Annotated in this window: 13 protein-coding genes; 2 read left to right on the top strand and 11 right to left on the bottom strand. The window is 70.1% G+C overall.

The features are described 5' to 3' along the window. Positions 1-43 precede the first annotated feature (43 nt). On the top strand, positions 44-448 hold the full coding sequence (locus tag OG241_RS04255) for a DUF5997 family protein (protein WP_405813720.1): 405 nt from the start codon (positions 44-46) through the stop codon (positions 446-448). A gap of 33 nt (positions 449-481) precedes the next feature. On the opposite strand, the gene OG241_RS04260 is transcribed toward OG241_RS04255, so the two are convergent. The 4 genes from OG241_RS04260 to OG241_RS04275 are packed head-to-tail and all read right to left on the bottom strand — an operon-like array spanning position 482 to position 4,256. After that, on the bottom strand, positions 482-1,759 hold the full coding sequence (locus tag OG241_RS04260; RefSeq protein ID WP_405813721.1) for an NAD(P)/FAD-dependent oxidoreductase: 1,278 nt from the start codon (positions 1,757-1,759) through the stop codon (positions 482-484). Next, positions 1,756-2,550, bottom strand: coding sequence for an amino acid ABC transporter ATP-binding protein (locus OG241_RS04265; protein ID WP_405813722.1), 795 nt, complete (start codon positions 2,548-2,550; stop codon positions 1,756-1,758). The genes OG241_RS04260 and OG241_RS04265 overlap by 4 nt, the downstream gene beginning before the upstream one ends. Then, positions 2,547-3,314 (bottom strand): amino acid ABC transporter permease, encoded by a 768-nt coding sequence (locus OG241_RS04270; RefSeq protein WP_405813723.1) that lies wholly within the window; start codon positions 3,312-3,314, stop codon positions 2,547-2,549. The genes OG241_RS04265 and OG241_RS04270 overlap by 4 nt, the downstream gene beginning before the upstream one ends. 9 nt (positions 3,315-3,323) lie before the next feature. Beyond that, positions 3,324-4,256: a substrate-binding periplasmic protein gene (locus tag OG241_RS04275; RefSeq protein ID WP_405813724.1), complete on the bottom strand. Its 933-nt coding sequence runs from the start codon at positions 4,254-4,256 to the stop codon at positions 3,324-3,326. A gap of 209 nt (positions 4,257-4,465) precedes the next feature. Here OG241_RS04275 and OG241_RS04280 point away from each other — a divergent pair, with 209 nt between their 5' ends. After that, entirely contained in the window at positions 4,466-5,662 is a 1,197-nt protein-coding gene (locus OG241_RS04280; protein WP_405813725.1) for a CdaR family transcriptional regulator, read from the top strand. 25 nt (positions 5,663-5,687) lie between these two features. Here OG241_RS04280 and OG241_RS04285 read toward each other — a convergent pair whose 3' ends face one another. From OG241_RS04285 to OG241_RS04315, 7 genes are all read right to left on the bottom strand, one after another. Continuing rightward, positions 5,688-9,563, bottom strand: a complete 3,876-nt coding sequence (locus OG241_RS04285) for a glycoside hydrolase family 2 TIM barrel-domain containing protein (RefSeq protein WP_405813726.1) — start codon at positions 9,561-9,563, stop codon at positions 5,688-5,690. A gap of 327 nt (positions 9,564-9,890) precedes the next feature. After that, the gene (locus OG241_RS04290) at positions 9,891-11,072 is read right to left on the bottom strand and encodes a cytochrome P450 (RefSeq protein ID WP_405826043.1); all 1,182 of its coding nucleotides are present in this window, start codon (positions 11,070-11,072) and stop codon (positions 9,891-9,893) included. A gap of 46 nt (positions 11,073-11,118) precedes the next feature. Beyond that, positions 11,119-11,985 (bottom strand): MurR/RpiR family transcriptional regulator, encoded by an 867-nt coding sequence (locus OG241_RS04295; RefSeq protein ID WP_405813727.1) that lies wholly within the window; start codon positions 11,983-11,985, stop codon positions 11,119-11,121. A gap of 93 nt (positions 11,986-12,078) precedes the next feature. Beyond that, complete coding sequence (locus OG241_RS04300; protein WP_405813728.1) at positions 12,079-13,017, bottom strand: glycine betaine ABC transporter substrate-binding protein; 939 nt, start codon at positions 13,015-13,017, stop codon at positions 12,079-12,081. A gap of 100 nt (positions 13,018-13,117) precedes the next feature. Continuing rightward, on the bottom strand, positions 13,118-13,807 hold the full coding sequence (locus tag OG241_RS04305) for an ABC transporter permease (protein ID WP_405813729.1): 690 nt from the start codon (positions 13,805-13,807) through the stop codon (positions 13,118-13,120). Continuing rightward, entirely contained in the window at positions 13,804-14,469 is a 666-nt protein-coding gene (locus tag OG241_RS04310; protein ID WP_405826044.1) for an ABC transporter permease, read from the bottom strand. Before OG241_RS04310 ends, OG241_RS04305 begins: the two co-directional genes overlap by 4 nt. Further along, positions 14,462-15,598 carry an ABC transporter ATP-binding protein gene (locus OG241_RS04315; protein WP_405813731.1) on the bottom strand — a complete coding sequence of 379 codons (1,137 nt, stop codon included), beginning with the start codon at positions 15,596-15,598 and terminating at the stop codon, positions 14,462-14,464. The genes OG241_RS04310 and OG241_RS04315 overlap by 8 nt, the downstream gene beginning before the upstream one ends. Positions 15,599-15,705: the final 107 nt, after the last annotated feature.

The following is a 15,705-nucleotide window of genomic DNA, read 5'->3' on the forward strand; positions in this document are numbered from 1 at the left end:
CACGTGGTCGGCGCTGGTTCATACGCTCGATACCCTTGACAGCATGACGACGCAGCAGACCTCCCAGACCATGAAGCCCGCGACCGCGGCGAAGAAGCTGGGTGTGTACCTCCAGGCCACCCCCGCTGAGTTCCAGGAGGGTGTCGTCACGCGCGCCGAGCTCACCGCGCTGCAGGCCGACCCGCCGGCCTGGCTGCGCGACCTGCGCCGCGACGGCCCGCACCCCCGTCCGGTGGTCGCCTCGAAGCTGGGCGTCTCCATCGCGGGGCTCGCCCGGGGCGGGGTCACGGAGGCCCTCACCACCGAGCAGATCGACGCCCTGAAGCAGGAGGCCCCCGAGTGGCTCCGGCACGAGCGCTCCGTGCAGGTCGATGTCCGCAAGGAGTCGGCGCGCATCAAGGAGCTGCACCAGGAGCAGCAGGAAAAGCGCGCGAACCAGGGTAGGTAGCCGCCCGTCCGTCCGACCGCCCGGTTTTCCGGGTCAGTGGCGGAGCCGGTCGAAGCGGAACGGCGCGAGGGCGTCGGGGCGGTTGCCGGTACGGATGTACTCGGCGAGGCGGTGGCCGGTGGCGGGGCCCAGGGTGACGCCGAGCATGCCGTGACCCGTGGCCGCGAAGGCGTTGCCGTACCCGGGCAGGCGGTCGATCACCGGGAGTCCGTCGGGCAGGAACGGCCGGCCGCCCACCCAGGGGTCGCGGATCAGGCTCACCAGGTCGTCCGGGTCGTCGAACCAGGGGCCCAGATAGTGGCGGCTCGCCCGTGCCACGGCGACGATCCTGCGCCAGTCGAGCCGGTTGTTGTTGCCGCTCAGCTCCATGGTGCCGCCGATGCGTGTGGTGCCGCCGATCGGTGAGGCGACGGCCCGGCGTTCGCCGAAGTAGAGGGTGTGGCGGGGTGCCGGGTCCAGGTCGACGGAGAAGCTGTAGCCCTTGCCCGCCTGCAGCGGCAGCCGGTGTCCCAGGGCTCGCAGCAGGGCGGCTGAGCGCATGCCGGCCGCGACGACGACCGTCGAGCAGGGGATGTCGCCCTGGTCCGTGGTCAACGCGGTGACCTGTCCTCCCCCGGTGCGGAACCCCGTCACCTCCGCGTTCTCGTGGACCTTCACTCCGGCCGCGGCCAGCGCCTCGCCGAGTCCTCGGGCGAACGCCTCCGGGTCGACCACCCCCTCCCCCTCGACGAGATAGGCCGCGCGCACCCGGGGTGACAGCGCCTCGTCGAGCAGATGCGCCCCGGCGCCCGTGGTCACGTCCTCGGGCATCGGATAGTGGCCGTCCGCCATCTCCCGCTGGACCGCGAGGTGATGCCGGGCCTCGGCCGGGGACAGAAAGGCGTGCACCATGCCGGGCCGGGTCAGGGTGGTGGCCACCCCTGCCTCGCGCAGACCGTCGAAGAGGTCGAAGGTGGGCCGGTTCAGCTCGGCGATCGCCTCATAGCCGCGCCGGAACGCGGCCGGTGTACTGCTGCGCCAGAACCGCCACAGCCAGCGTACGAACGCCGGGTCGGGCAACGGCCGTAGATAGAGCGGGGAGTCGGGCCGACCCAGTGAGCGCAGGGCGTAGCGCAGCATGCCGGGGGCCGGGACGGGTGTGGAGTGGCTGAGGCAGACCCAGCCCGCGTTCCCCCTGGACACGCCCGAGCCGAGTGCGCGCCGCTCGACGACCACGACCGGAAGGCCGGCCGCGGCCAGGTAGTAGGCGGTGCACAGGCCCACGACGCCGCCTCCCACGACGGCGACGGGGCTGTCCGGAACGCCGGTCATGAGGTGGTGCCGTACGACGCGAGGAACTCCCGGGTGCGGGTCTTCGCGGGGGCGCCCAGGACGTCCTCGGAGCTCCCTTCCTCGACGATCCGGCCGCCGTCGACGAAGACGACGTGGTCGGACACCTCACGGGCGAAGGGCAGTTCATGGGTGACCAGCATCATCGTCATTCCGTCGGCGGCGAGTTCCCGCATCACGCTCAGTACCTCCCGGGTGGCTTCGGGGTCCAGGGAGGACGTGGGTTCGTCGAAGAGCAGCAGCTCGGGTTTGAGGGCCAACGCCCGTGCGATGGCGACGCGTTGCTGCTCGCCGCCGGAGAGCTGGTCGGGCAGGGCGAGCGCGCGGTGGGCGACGCCGACCCGGCGCAGCAGTGTGACGGCGCGCTCCAGTGCCTCCGACTCCGGTGTGCCTGCCCTGCGTTGGGCGAGGACGACGTTCTCCACGGCGGTGAGGTGCGGGAACAGGTTGAAGCGCTGGAAGACCATGCCGACGGTGCGGCGCAGGCGGGGCAGGTCACGGCAGACCGTGCGGCCGCCTTGGTGGACCACTTCTCCGGCGACCTCGATCGTTCCCCGGTCGGGCTGTTCCAGCAGGTTGACGCAGCGCATCAGGGTGGTCTTCCCACCGCCGCTCTGGCCGATGACGCTGACGATGCGTCCTCGGCCGATGGTGAGATGGACGTCGTCGAGGACCACCCGGCCGTCGAAGGACTTGCGCAGTCCGTCGATCCGAACGACTGCCTCGGGCGGGGCCGGAGGGGTGCTGCGCGCTGTGGCGAGCGACTCGGTCATACGGCACCTGCCTTCACGTCGGTGTCCACGGTCCGGTCCGGCAGCGCGTCCTGGGCGAGCAGGGCTCGTGCCGCGCGGAGGCGTCGTCGGCGCCACGGTGAGAGGGGGACGCCCGCCCGTACCTTGCGTTCCAGGAGGAGCAGCAGTTGGGACAGGGGGTAGCAGAGGGCGAAGTAGATGGCCGAGATGACCAGGTACACCTCCAGTGCGCGGAAGGTGGACGAGGTGATGAGCCGTCCTTCGGACATCAGCTCGGCGGCGGAGACGGTGACGAGCAGCGAGGTCGATTTCAGCAGGTCGACGAGCATGGTGTTGGTGCCGGGCAGCGCCTGCCGTACGGCCTGCGGGAGGACGATGTGGCCGAAGATGCCGGCCCGGCCGAGGCCCAGCGCCTGGCCCGCCTCGGTCTGGCCGGTGTGCACGCCGCTGATCGCGGAGCGGAAGATCTCCGAGAGGTAGGCGGCGTAGAAGACGACGAGGCTCAGACAGCCGGCTGTGAACACGTCGAGGCGGATGCCCGCCGAGGCCAGGCCGAAGTAGCTGAGGAAGATGATCGCCAGCAGGGGGATGTTCTTGAACAGCTCGGTGTAGACGGCGGCGACGGCGCGCGCCGGCCATGCCCTGCTCAGCCTGAGCAGGGCCACCGCCAGGCCGAGCAGCACCGCGCCCGCGAAGCTCACCACGGTGTAGGAGAGGGTGCGCCAGAGGGCGTCGAGGAGGTCGGGCCGGTAGTCGGACCAGGGGACTTGAAAGAGGTCGGACATGTCAGCCCCTCAGTTCGCGACGGACGGCGGGGTCCAGTCCTGGGGCCGGTCGACTCCCCGGCGTGCGGTGGCGACCTCGGCGGCCGGCTTGAGGAACTGCTCGGGATCGCCGCCGTACTTCTTGACGAGTTTCGCCATCTCGCCGTTGGTGTACATGGCGTCGATCTGCGCGGAGACCGCCTCTTCCAGCTTGGTGGCCTTCTTGGGCAGGTAGAAGCCGGTCTGGTAGGGCTGGAAGTACTGGTAGTCCGGCTTGGCCTTGACCTCGGCGGCGGTCGGCGGGGTCAGGTACTGGGTGCTGATCTTCAGGTCCGGGCGTTCCTTCTGCGCCGCGATGATGATCAGCGGGTCGAGGAAGCCGACGTCGACGCGGCCGGCGCCGAGGTCGTCGAAGACTCCGTTGGCGTCGGGGTAGGCGTGCAGTTTGGCGTCCGGGACGGCCTGGATGGACTTGACCCACACATAGCCCTCGACGGTGCCGAGTTGGAGGCCCTTGAGGTCGTCGACGGTCTTGTACGTCTTCCCGTTGCGGACGGCCATCGCCGGAGGCGAGTAGTAGGGCGGGTCGGTGAACAGGCCCTGCTTCTGGCGGTCTGCGGACCAGGCGACGCCGCCGATGGTGATGTCCACCCGGCGGGACTGCACCCCGGCGAGCATGCCGGCGAAGTCGGTCACCTGGGGCTTGACCTCCAGGCCCAGCTTTTCGGCCACGTAGGTGAGGATGTCGCCGTCCAGGCCGACGATCTTGTCGCCCTGGACGGTGGTGTAGGGGGCGTAGGGCTGGACGGCCACCTTGATGACACCGGGCGTGAGCGTGCCCAGGGCGGCGGTCTTCGCGGACACGTTCGTCGGGGGGTCGTCGCTGTCCGAGCCGCAGGCGGCGGCCGTGAGCATCAGAAGTGTCGCTGAGAGGGCGGCGGCGAGTGGGCGTATACGGGTCATGGGCGTGGGCCTTCCGTACCGGTGCCGAGGAACTCGTGGAGTGGGAGGAGCCCGCCGTTTCACCGCGTTGTGCCTCCGGCGGGAGGTGATGAGGCCCATACGCTAGGGATGACGGACACCGTGCGTCACCGGTCACTCCGTACGAGGTTGTGGCTGGATTCGATCGATCTCCTGTACGTTGCGTCCAGTCGCCGACGGGAGGAACGAGCGTGCTGAGCCCGTCACTCGCCCAGGAGATCGCCGGGGACACCTCCGCGGTCATCGGCTTCAACGTGCTGATCACCGACGCGGAGGGCATGGTCATCGGCAGCGGCGACAGCAGCCGTGTCGGCACCTTCCACGAGGCGTCGGTCGCGGTGATCCGCACCCAGGAGCCCGCCACGCACAACGCCTCGCAGGCCCACCAACTGCGCGGCGTACGCCCCGGTGTGACCTTGCCGCTGGTCACGGGCGGGCAGGCGGTGGGCACGGTCGGCATCACCGGAACTCCCGCCCAGGTACGCCGGTTCGGACTGCTGGTGAAGCGCCAGACGGAGATCCTGCTCCGGGAGTCCGTGATGCTGCGCTCCCGGCTGCTCGCCGAGCGGGCCGCGGAGACCCTGCTGGCCGACATCGCCTCGTACGACCCGCAGGTCGTCGAGGGCGACTTCCTGGTGTTCCGGGCCGCCGAACTCGGCTTCGACCTGCGGCTGCAGCGGGTCGCGGTGGCGATCGAGGTGAGCGTGCCGGCCACGGGCGCCCGCCGCCAGGGCGCTGTGACCCGGGACATGGCCCTGGTCCGCTCCGAGTTGCTGCGCACGGTGCGCGAGGTCTTCGCCGACCCCCAGGACGTCGTGGCGTCCACGGCTCCCGGCTGGATCGGGGTGCTGCGCCGCCTGCCGGTCCGGGCCGAGGCGGCTTCCCTGGTCGCCGACTGCCGGCGGATCACCGACGTCATCGCCGCCCAGGACGGGCTCACCGCCCGCGTGGGGATCGGGGAACCCGCCGTCTCCGTCGCCGGTCTGCGCGACTCCTGGCAGGACGCCCGTGACGCGCTGCGCCTCGGCGCCCGGGTGACGGGCGGCTCCCGGGTGCATCTGATCGCCGAGCTGCGTGTCCATCAGGTCCTGGCGGCGGTCAACCAGCCGGCCCGGCGCCGCCTCGTCGAACTGACCGCCGCGAGTCTGCGGGCCCAGCCGGACTGGCCGGTGCTGCGGGACACGATCACCGCCTGGTGCGAGAGCGGATTCAACCTCGTACGGACGTCCGCCGCTCTGCACATCCACCGCAACACCGTCGTCTACCGGATGACCAAGATCGAACAGATCACCGGCCGCCCGCTGCGCGAACACCGGACCACCATGGCCCTGTACCTCGCCTGTCTGGCCGACGAACTGGGCGAGGGCGCCACCCCCGACGAAGGGTGACGCCCCCGAAGCCGTGCTTTCGCCGTTATCTGGCGGACTCCCCCGCCGTGGGCCGCCGCGAGGCCGCCGTCGCATCGTCGACGTCCGTGAGGGGACGCAGCCGGTAGCTGTACGCGTAGTCGCGGCTCGCGAACAGCTTGTACTCGTCGTGGGTGTGCGCGCCCCAGCTGTTGTCACCGCCGATGCCCATCTGGCGGTGGCTCAGGCGCAGGACGACCTCCTCGCGCGGGGTGAGCTGGTAGTCGTGGCGGGCGCCGACCGACAGGTCCTCCGGCGTGAAGTGCGAGGCGTTGACCTCGAGGAGCGGTTCGGCGGAGACCAGCAGGCCGGCGCCCTTGCGGTCCGTCAGGGCGATCCAGCGGACGTCGGTCTTGTTGCCGTTCTCCTGCGGGCGCAGATAGCCGCTCCACTGCCCGTCGACGGTGCCGGAGTAGAGGCCCACGTCGGTGGAGTTGTTGCGGTCCCAGTGGTTCTCCTCGGGGCCGCGGCCGTAGTAGTGCACCCTGTCCAGGCGGCCGGGCAGCAGGAGCAGGTTGCCGACCTCGGGGATGTACGGCAGCGAGGCGGCTCCCGGGTGGAGGGTGTTGTCGACCTTGATCTCGCCGTTGCCGAAGACGGTGTAGGTGGTGGTGTACGTCGATGCCGGCGTCGTCGGCAACGTGCCGGCGACCTCGATCTCGACGGCCCGGTCCCGCAGGGCGCGGACGCTCACGCCAGTCACCGTGCGCCGGGCACCCGCGTCCCGCCAGATCTCGTTGCGGGTGTGCTGGCCGTTGCCCCGGTCGTTGTCGGTGGGTGCCCGCCAGAAGTTGGGGGTGGGCCCGGAGGTGATCAGCTGGGCGCCGCCCGCCTTGTACGAGGTGATGGCGCCGGTCGCCTTGTCGACGGTGACCGAGAATCCCTTGCCCTTGACGGTGACGGACGCGTCGCCGTCCTCGTGGCGGAGCGCCGGGACACTCGTCAGCGGCCTGGGCGCGACGGCCGGGCTGCCCGCGTCCAGGGCGAGTTGCTGCCGGGCCACCTCGAAGCCGGCCTTGGCCCACTTCGTGCTCTCCCTGGTGGTGAAGGACAGCTGCAGGAAGTACTCCGCGCCGGGTGCCGGGTCGTCCGGCAGGTCGAAGGGCACGGTGATGTCCTTGGCGGACAGGGGCGCGACGTCGAGCTGGGCGCGGGTCAGCTTGCCGCGCCGGACCACTTGGCCGTCGGCGACCAGCTCCCAACGCCCGTCGAACTCACGGAGGTTGGTGAAGAGGTACTCGTTGGTGAGGGTGACCGCGCCCGGCGTCGCACCCGCCGTGATCTGCACCGCCTGGTAGATCCGCTTGACCTCGGCGGACTTGCCGGTCAGCCCGCGGTCGGCGGTCAGGAGGCCGTCCCCGGCGAAGGCCCCGTCGTTGGGGTTGTCGCCCCAGTCGCCGCCGTAGGCGTAGAACGTCTTCTCGCGGGGCCGCTTCTCGGTGAGGCCGACGGTGGCGGCGTCGAACCAGAACCGTACGTCGTCGTCGCCGGGGTCACGGCTGTCGGAGGCCAGCTCGGTGGTGCTCAGCGCGCGGGCGTAGACGCGAGCCCTGCGGATGGTGCCGCTGAACTCCCGGGTTGGGTTGTCGACGTCGGTGGCAAGGGCGAGCGACGCGGTGTTGTTGCTGGGCCGCTGGGTGGTGGCCTTGGTGACTCGCGCCACGCCGTCGACGTACAGCGTCAGGGTGCCCGACTTCGCGTCGAAGACGCCGGCGACGTGGTGCTCCTTACCGGTCCAGTCGGCGGGCAGCGACCAGTAGGCGCTGATCCACTGGCCGCCGCCGTAGATGAAGAACTCCAGTCCGCTGTCCGACTGCTTCAGCGCGTACTGGGTGTCGCCCTTGGCGATGATCGGCTGGTGGTAGCCGAGGAAGTGCGGAGTGATCCACGCCTCCAGGGTCAGGGACCCGGTGAGGTCGAGGCGCTCGTCACGGGCGAAGACGGTGCCGCCGGAGACACCCTGGTCGCGGGTGAACGTGCCGGCGGGGGCGATGATCTCGCCGTTGAGCGCGGCGGGCCCGGTCTCGGTGAGGAGCTTGCGCGTCGGGGTGGGCCAGCTGAGGGCCTGGTCTACGAAGTCCCAGATCCAGCCGCCCTGGAGGACCGGGTAGCGGCGGACGAGATCCCAGTACTTCTTGAAGTTCCCGTTGGAGTTCCCCATCGCGTGCGAGTACTCGATCATCACGTACGGCCGGGTGTCGCCGGTGTCCTTGGCGCGTTGCTCGACGCGCGCCGGACTGTCGTACATCTCGGAGCGGATGTCGCTGATCCCGGGGCGGTCGTCGCCCTCGTACTGGATGACCCGGGTGGTGTCGTAGGAGCGGATCCAGTCGTACATGGCGTTGAACGTGCTGCCGCCGCCCGCCTCGTTGCCGAGGGACCAGATGACGACCGAGGCGTGGTTCTTGTCGCGGTGGACCATGTTCTGGGCGCGGGCCACGCACGCCGTGGTCCACTCGGAGTGGTTCCCGGGGTACTCGCCCCGGATGCCGTGGGTTTCGAGGTTGGTCTCGTCCACGAGGTACAGGCCGTACTCGTCGGCGAGTTCGAGCCACTGCGGGTTGTTCGGGTAGTGCGAGGTGCGGACGGAGTTGATGTTCAGCCGCTTCATGATGCCGATGTCCTCGACCATGTCCGCCCGGGTGAGCGCGGAACCGTGGACCGGGTGCATCTCGTGCCGGTTGGTGCCCCGGAAGGAGACCGGCTTGCCGTTGATGCGCATCAGCCCGTCCTTGAGGGCGAACTCGCGCAGGCCGACCCGGTGGGAGAGGGTCTCGATCACCTTGCCGGCCGGGTCGCGCAGACGGAGCACGGCCGTGTAGAGGTTCGGGTGTTCGGCCGACCAGAGGCGCGGTGCGGGCACGGCCTTCGTGGCCTGTACGGACTTCTCCTCGCCGGCGCCGAGCGCGACGGTCTGCTGCAGCGGACGCGACCAGACCGGGTGACCGCCGACGTCGTACAGCTGCGTCTCGACGGAGTACTGGCCGGCGCCCTTGCCGCCGTAGTCCCGCACATTCGCGGTGACGGAGAGTTCGGCCGCCGTGTAGTCGTCGCTCAGCGGGGTGTCGAGCCGGAAGTCGCGCAGGCGCACGGCGGGCGTCGAGTAGAGGTACACCGAGCGGAAGATGCCGCTCAGCCGGATCATGTCCTGGTCCTCCAGCCAGTCGCCGTCGGAGAAGCGGTAGACCTCCACGGCTATCTGGTTGGCGCCAGGCTTCAGGTGCGGGGTGATGTCGTACTCGGAGGGGTCGTACGAGTCCTCGTGGTAGCCGACCAGCGTGCCGTTGATCCATACGTAGTGGGCCGACTTGACGCCCTCGAAGTGCAGGAACGTCCGCCGGCCCGACCAGTCGCGCGGGAGCGTGAAGGTGCGGCGGTACTGGCCCACCGGGTTGTGGACGGTCGGCGCGGCCGGCGGCTGCGCCTCCTCGCCCCGGCCGTTGGCACCCCACCAGGGGTAGTCGCTGTTGACGTAGATCGGACTGTCGTACCCGTGCAGCTGCCAGACGGAGGGCACCGGGATGGTGCCCCACGCGCTGTCGTCGACGTCGGTGCGGTAGAAGTCGGCGTCCCGGTCGTCGGGGCGGTCGACGTACGCGAACTTCCAGGTGCCGTCGAGGCTCTGGCGGTACGGGGAGCGCGTGCGGTCGGCGGCGAGGGCCTGGGCGACGGTCGCGTACGGCATCAGCGTGGTGTGCGCGGGTTCGGTGCCGACGCGGAAGACGTCGATGTGGCCGTTCCACTCGGGGGTGGCGTCCGTCGCGTCCGCGGCGGCGGCCCGCTGGGCGGCGACAGGTCCGGACAGGGCGAGCGCGCCGAGGACGGCGGCTCCTCCCTCCAGGAGACGGCGGCGGCTGACGGCGAACTCGTGGGGGTGCGGCATGACCGTGGCCTTCCTCGGTACGACAGGGCGCTGTACGGACTGAGGGTGCGTCAGATCTTGTTCGTTACTGTTGACAAACCGACCCGGAATCCGGCAGCGCTGTGGTCATCGGTGGCGGCTCAACCCACCTGGGCGGTGCGGGAGTTGATGTTGCGTCAGCACACAACTGCTGGTGACAGTGGGAGCTGCCGAGCCAGGCTCACCCTAGGACTTCGAACACAGCCGAAGCAAGAATCTTGTCGGACTCTGTTGGATCCTGATGGCTCGCCCCGCCTGTTCCCGCAAGTCCCGCGCATCCCCCGCCCGTTGACCCCGGAACGCCCTTCGTCAGGCGGGAGCGTCCCACAGCACGTTCAGCGCGGACGGCTTGCGGAAGACCAGGCCCTGCACGGTGGCGGAGTGGTCCGGGTCGAGGCGCAGGCCGGACAGGCGTTCGAGGAGGCGCTGGAGGGCGATGCGGGTCTCCAGACGGGCGAGGTGCGCGGCGAGGCAGTGGTGTGGGCCGTGGGCGAAGGCCAGTTGGAGGCGGGCGTTCTCGCGGCGGACGTCGAACCGGTCGGGGTCGGGGAAGGCGGCGGGGTCGCGGTTGGCGCCGGTCAGGGAGACGGTGACCAGGTCGCCTCGGCGGATCGCGGCCGGGCCCAGGACGGTGTCCCGGGTGGCGTAGCGGTCCACGACAGCGGCGCCGGGTTCGAGGCGCAGCGACTCCTCGATCGCGCCGTCCAGGAGGTCGAAGTCCCCCCGGACCAGCGCCAGTTGGTCGGGATGCTGGAACAGGTGAAGCAGCGCGTTGGTGATCATCGCCTCGGTGGTCTCGATGCCCCCGAACATCAGGACGGCGACATTGGACGCCACCTCGGGCACGGCCAGCCGTCCCGCGGCGGCGACGAGGAGGGAGGCGGTGTCCCGGTGGGCGACGGTGGCTTCCACGGCGGCCCTGAGCTGCGCGTAGGCGGCGGTGCCGGCGGGGCTCGCCGTGTGCCCGGCGGTGATGTCGGAGACCGACCGCACGATGGCGTCGTACCAGGCGAGCACCGTGTCGGCGGTGGTGCCGGTGAGCCCGAGCGCCTCGGTCACGACGGCGACCGCGAGGGGTCCGGCGAAGGCGCGTCGCAGGTCGGCGGCGCCGGTCGGCGGGAGTGCGGTGATGAGCCGGTCGGTCTCGCGTTCGATGCAGGCGGTGAAGCCCTCACGTACCGCCCTCGGGCGGAAGGGGGTGTTGAAGGGTTCCCGGTGGCGGGTGTGCTGGTCGCCGTCGAGGGAGAGCATGCTGGGGCCGACGACCTGGGCGGTGGAGAAGCGGGGGTCGTCGACGGTGAAGGTCTCGGCGTCGCGCATCACGGTCAGGGCGAGGTCGCGCCGGGTCACCAGCCAGCCGTCCAGTTCGGGCAGCCAGGAGACGGGTTCGTGGGCGCGCAGCAGGGCGAGCCGGGGATGCGGGTCGTCGGCGAGTTCGGCGAGGGTGGTGGCGGCGCCGAGCGGGCAGGCGTCGACGAGGTGGCTGGTCATCGGGGTCGAACTCACTCTCGGTGGCTGGTACTTGGACATGGGGCACTCACTCGACGAACAGCCCTCGCGCCGCGGCCCGCGCGTCGAACTCCTCCAGGTGGGCCTGCGCGTCCGGCAGGGCGTCGCACATGGCCTCCAGGAGGACCTGTCCCAGCAGCATCGGAGCGCTCACGGTGTCGAACACCAGGCCGGTGCCCACGGCCGCCGGAAGCAGCAGATCGCTGTGCGCGGCCACCGGGGCGAAGGTGCCGTCGGCGATCGTCACCACCGTCAGCCCCGTGTCACGGGCATGGGCGAGGGCGTCGAGGAGCTCGCGCGGGTGGCGCGGCAGCGCGAAGCACAGGAGCGCGCTCGCACCGGCCTGCCGGGCCGCGTCGATCCGGTCGGCGAGCTGCGAGCCGCCTTCGTCGAGGAGTCGTACGTCGGGATGGACCTTGGCCGTGAAGTAGGCGAAGCCCCGCGCCTGAGCGGCGGAGGCACGCAGCCCGAGCACCGGCAACGGCCGGGAGGCGGCCAGCAGTCGTCCCGCGCGCTCCACGGGTGCGGGGTCCGCGAGCAGGGACGCCAGCTGCCGCAGGTTGTCGATCTCGGTCTGGACCGCCTGCTGGTAGGGGTTACCCACCCGTTCCCGCGTCTCCGTGCCGGTGGGGGCGACCTCGCGCAGATGTCTGCGCAGGGCCGGATACCCGTCGAAGCCGAGAGCGACCGCGAACCGCGTCACGGACGGCTGGCTGACGCCTGCCAGCTGGGCCAGCTCCACGCTCGACAGGAAGGGCACGTCCGCCGCCTGCCGGACCAGACAGTGCGCGATACGGCGTTGGGTCGGGGTGAGCCGGCGTCCCTCGAAAAGCCGGTGCAGCCTTACGGAGGAGCCGGTCCCCTCGGCCGGGTCGGTGCCGACGCCGTCGCTCATCCGCTCCCCTCCCGGTCGTGTTTCGGCCCCGCTCCCCCGCCCGGTGTGCCGGACGGAGGAGCGGGCGGTCGGTATTGCCACAGCTCGACGGGGTCAGCTCACGAGACCGGTGCTCGTCAGCCACTCCTTGGCGACGGTGCTGGAGTCCTCCTTGTCGTTGACGAGCTTCTTCATCATCTCCAGCAGGTCCTCGGTGGTGAGCTTCGCCGAGAGGGTGTTGAGCGCCGACTTGGCCGTGTCGTTGACCGCCGACTTGTAGACCAGGGGCGTGACGTTCTGCGAGGAGAACAGGTTCTTCGGGTCCTCCAGAACCACCAGCTTGTCCTCGACGATGGCGGGGTCGGTGGTGTAGAGGTTGGCGGCCTGCACGTCGTCCGACTTGAGCAGCTTCACCAAGGTGGTCTGGGCACCCGCGTCCAGCGGCTGGAACTTCCCGAACTCGACGCCGTAGACCGTCTTGAGGCCGACCCCGCCCTGGGTGCGGGTCTTGAACTCGGAACCGGCCCCGAGCGTCATGTCCTTGGCGACGGGCTTGAGGTCGGCGAGGGTCTTGAGCTTGTACTTGGCGGCGGTCTCGGAGGTGACGGTCACCGAGTCCTTGTCCTCGGCGGCGGCGGAGTCGAGGATCTCCACCGACGAGGGGAGCTTCGCCTTCAGCTCGGCGTTGACCTGCTCGGTGCTGGTCGCGGTGCTCTTCTTGTCGACCGCCACCGACAGCAGGGCGCCGTTGTACTCCGGGAAGACGCCGATGCCGCCCTTGACGATCTGGTCGTAGTAGACCTCGCGGGCGCCGATGTCGAACTTGCGGGTCACCTTCAGGCCCTTGGCCTCCAGCGCCTGGGCGTAGATCTCGGCGAGCAGCTGGTTCTCGGGGAAGTTCGCCGAACCGACGACGATGGTCTTCCCGCTGCCGCCGCTGTCGCCCGTCAGCGGGTTGCTGTCGCTGTCGTCGCCTCCTCCGCAGGCGGTGAGCGAGAGCGCGGCGATCAGGCTGAACGCGGCGCCGCGGTAGATGGCTCTGTTGGTGCTCATGGGGTGTTTCCTTTCTCGGAGCCCGGAAGCTCGGCAAATCTCGGAAAATCAGGGATTCAGTCAGGGGGTCAGAGGGTTCAGCGGACTCAGGGCTCAGGGCTCAGGACTTCGACGGTGAGACCCGGAGGCCCGGCGAGACGACGACGCGCCGCAGCGCGGTGAAGGCGACCTGGACGACGAGCGCCAGGACGACGACGACCGTCGAGCCGCCGATGACCAGCTCGTAGTCGTTGCGGGAGAGACCGTCGACGATGTAGCGGCCGAGGCCCCCGAGACCGGGGTAGGCGGCCACGGTCGCGGTGGCCACGACCTGGATCGCGGCGACCCTGAGGCCGAGCAGGATCAGCGGCAGCGCCATCGGCACCTCCACCCGCACCAGGACCTCCCACTCGGTCATACCGACCCCGCGCGCCGCGTCCCTGGTGTCGGGGTCCACACCCCGGACGCCCTCGAAGGTGTTGATGAGGATGGGCGGCACCGCGAGCGCGACCAGCGCGACCAGAACGGGCGTCGTGCTGAGTCCGGCGAGGGTGACGACGAGGACCACCAGACCGAAGGTGGGGATCGCCCGCGCCAGGTTCGCCACGCTGGCCACGGCGAACGCCCCACGGCCGGTGTGCCCGACGAGCAGCCCGAGGGCCAGCCCGATGAGGGCGGCGAACAGCAGGGACAGCCCGCTGTAGGTGAGGTGTTCGAGGAGCCGATGGGGAATCCCGTCGTCTCCGTGCCACTGCTTCGAGGACGTCAGCCAGTCCCCCACGAGCCGCATCTGGTTCAGGAAGTCGTTCACGGCGCCGTCACCTTGTTCCGGGACCACGGGGTCAGCAGCCGCTGCGCCAGTACCAGCAGGGCGTCGGTGACCAGTGCGAGCAGCATGATCAGCACGATCGCCGTGATGATCGGAGTCGGGAAGTCGAGTTGGAGACCACGGGTGATGTAGTACCCGAGTCCGCCCTGTCCGATCAGCTGTCCCACCGCTACCAGGCTGATGGACGACACGGCCGCCACCCGGACCCCCGCGATGACGACGGGGACGGCGATCGGCAGTTCGACCTGGACGACACGTCGGACGGCGCCGAAGCCCATCGCGGTGGCCGCGAGCCGGACCGGTTCGGGGACCGAGGCCAGCCCGTCCACGACGTTGGGCACCAGTACCGACAGGGTGTAGATCGTCAGCGGGATCATCACCGTGCGTTCGGAGAGACCCGTGTACCGGACGAAGATCATGAACAGGGCCAGCGACGGGATCGAGTACAGGACGTTGGACACGGTCAGCACCGGTGGGTACAGCCAGCGATAGCGGTAGCAGAGGATGCCGAGGGGTACGGAGATGATCAGCCCGAACAGCACCGGCAGCAGACCGAGTCTCAGGTGGATGCCGGTGTAGTGGGCCAGTTCACCGGCGTGATCGCCGATCCACTGCCACCGGATCAGCGGCTCGCCGTCACTCATCGTCGTCACCGGCCCTCCGGGTGGCGCCCGCTTCCGTCCCGGCGGCCTCCGCCGTGCCCGAGGACAGCTCGTGGGCGTCCGCGACTCCGACCACCGCGCCGTGCGCGTCCACGCCCACCGCGAGCCGGGCGGGTGACAGGAGCGCCGAGTCGAGAGCGGCCCGTGCCGAGTCGCCGACGAGGCTGAACGTGTGACCGAGCGGTGCCAGCGTCGCGTCCGCGAGCGTGCCGCTCGCCGGCAGGTCGGCGACCGCGGCCCAGCCGAGCGGCCGGCGGTCGGCGTCGACGACCAGCACCCAGGGTTCGCCGCCCGTCCGCGCCGACCCCACGGAGGAGGTCACCGGCAGCACCGGACCGTCGCGCAGCGGCACCTCGGCCGCGTTGACGAAGGACAGCCGGCGAATACCCCGGTCGTGCCCCACGAAGTCGGCCACGAAGTCGTCGGCGGGATCGGCGAGCAGCCGTTCGGGCGTGTCGAACTGCGCCAGCCTGCCGCCGGTCCGGAACACCGCGATGTTGTCGCCGAGTTTGATCGCCTCGTCGATGTCGTGGGTGACGAAGACGATCGTCTTGTGCAGTTCCTTCTGGAGCCGGATGAATTCCGCCTGGAGTTCCGACCGGACGATCGGGTCGACCGCGCTGAACGGCTCGTCCATCAGCAGTACGGGTGGATCGGCGCCCAGCGCCCTGGCCACGCCGACGCGCTGCTGCTGACCGCCGGAAAGCTGGTTCGGATAGCGCTTGGCCATCGTGCTCGGCAGCCCCACCAGTTCCAGCAGTTCCGCCGCCCGCGCCCGCGCCTTCTTCCGGCTCCAGCCCAGCAGCAGCGGAACGGTGGCGATGTTGTCGAGGATGGTGCGGTGCGGGAACAGCCCCGCGTGCTGGATCACGTACCCGATGCCGCGGCGCAGCTCGGGTGCGTTGACCTCCCGGATGTCCTTGCCGCGCAGGCTCACCGTCCCTGATGTGGGCTCCACCATTCGGTTGATCATGCGCAGCGTCGTGGTCTTGCCGCAGCCGGAGGGACCGACCAGCACCGTGATGCCACCCTCGGCCAACTCCAGCGACAGTTCGTCCACCGCTGTCGTCCCATTGGGATAATTTTTGCTCACCGCGTCGAACCTGATCAAAGCTGCCCCTTACCCGACTGCATATGGTCATGCAGAGTTGTCGGTGGCTGAATGACAGTCAATGCCCATCTGTAAACGGCACGTTACAGTCACGCGAAATCAGGCCA

The sequence above is a fragment of the Streptomyces sp. NBC_01390 genome (assembly GCF_045040105.1).
Taxonomy (GTDB): domain Bacteria; phylum Actinomycetota; class Actinomycetes; order Streptomycetales; family Streptomycetaceae; genus Streptomyces.

What these genes read in the sequence shown, in the direction of transcription:
- OG241_RS04255 (WP_405813720.1), top strand. Translation starts at nt 44, where the DNA reads ATGACGACGCAGCAGACCTCCCAGACCATGAAGCCCGCGACCGCGGCG.
- OG241_RS04260 (WP_405813721.1), bottom strand. Translation starts at nt 1,759, where the DNA reads ATGACCGGCGTTCCGGACAGCCCCGTCGCCGTCGTGGGAGGCGGCGTC.
- OG241_RS04265 (WP_405813722.1), bottom strand. Translation starts at nt 2,550, where the DNA reads ATGACCGAGTCGCTCGCCACAGCGCGCAGCACCCCTCCGGCCCCGCCC.
- OG241_RS04270 (WP_405813723.1), bottom strand. Translation starts at nt 3,314, where the DNA reads ATGTCCGACCTCTTTCAAGTCCCCTGGTCCGACTACCGGCCCGACCTC.
- OG241_RS04275 (WP_405813724.1), bottom strand. Translation starts at nt 4,256, where the DNA reads ATGACCCGTATACGCCCACTCGCCGCCGCCCTCTCAGCGACACTTCTG.
- OG241_RS04285 (WP_405813726.1), bottom strand. Translation starts at nt 9,563, where the DNA reads ATGCCGCACCCCCACGAGTTCGCCGTCAGCCGCCGCCGTCTCCTGGAG.
- OG241_RS04290 (WP_405826043.1), bottom strand. Translation starts at nt 11,072, where the DNA reads ATGACCAGCCACCTCGTCGACGCCTGCCCGCTCGGCGCCGCCACCACC.
- OG241_RS04295 (WP_405813727.1), bottom strand. Translation starts at nt 11,985, where the DNA reads ATGAGCGACGGCGTCGGCACCGACCCGGCCGAGGGGACCGGCTCCTCC.
- OG241_RS04300 (WP_405813728.1), bottom strand. Translation starts at nt 13,017, where the DNA reads ATGAGCACCAACAGAGCCATCTACCGCGGCGCCGCGTTCAGCCTGATC.
- OG241_RS04310 (WP_405826044.1), bottom strand. Translation starts at nt 14,469, where the DNA reads ATGAGTGACGGCGAGCCGCTGATCCGGTGGCAGTGGATCGGCGATCAC.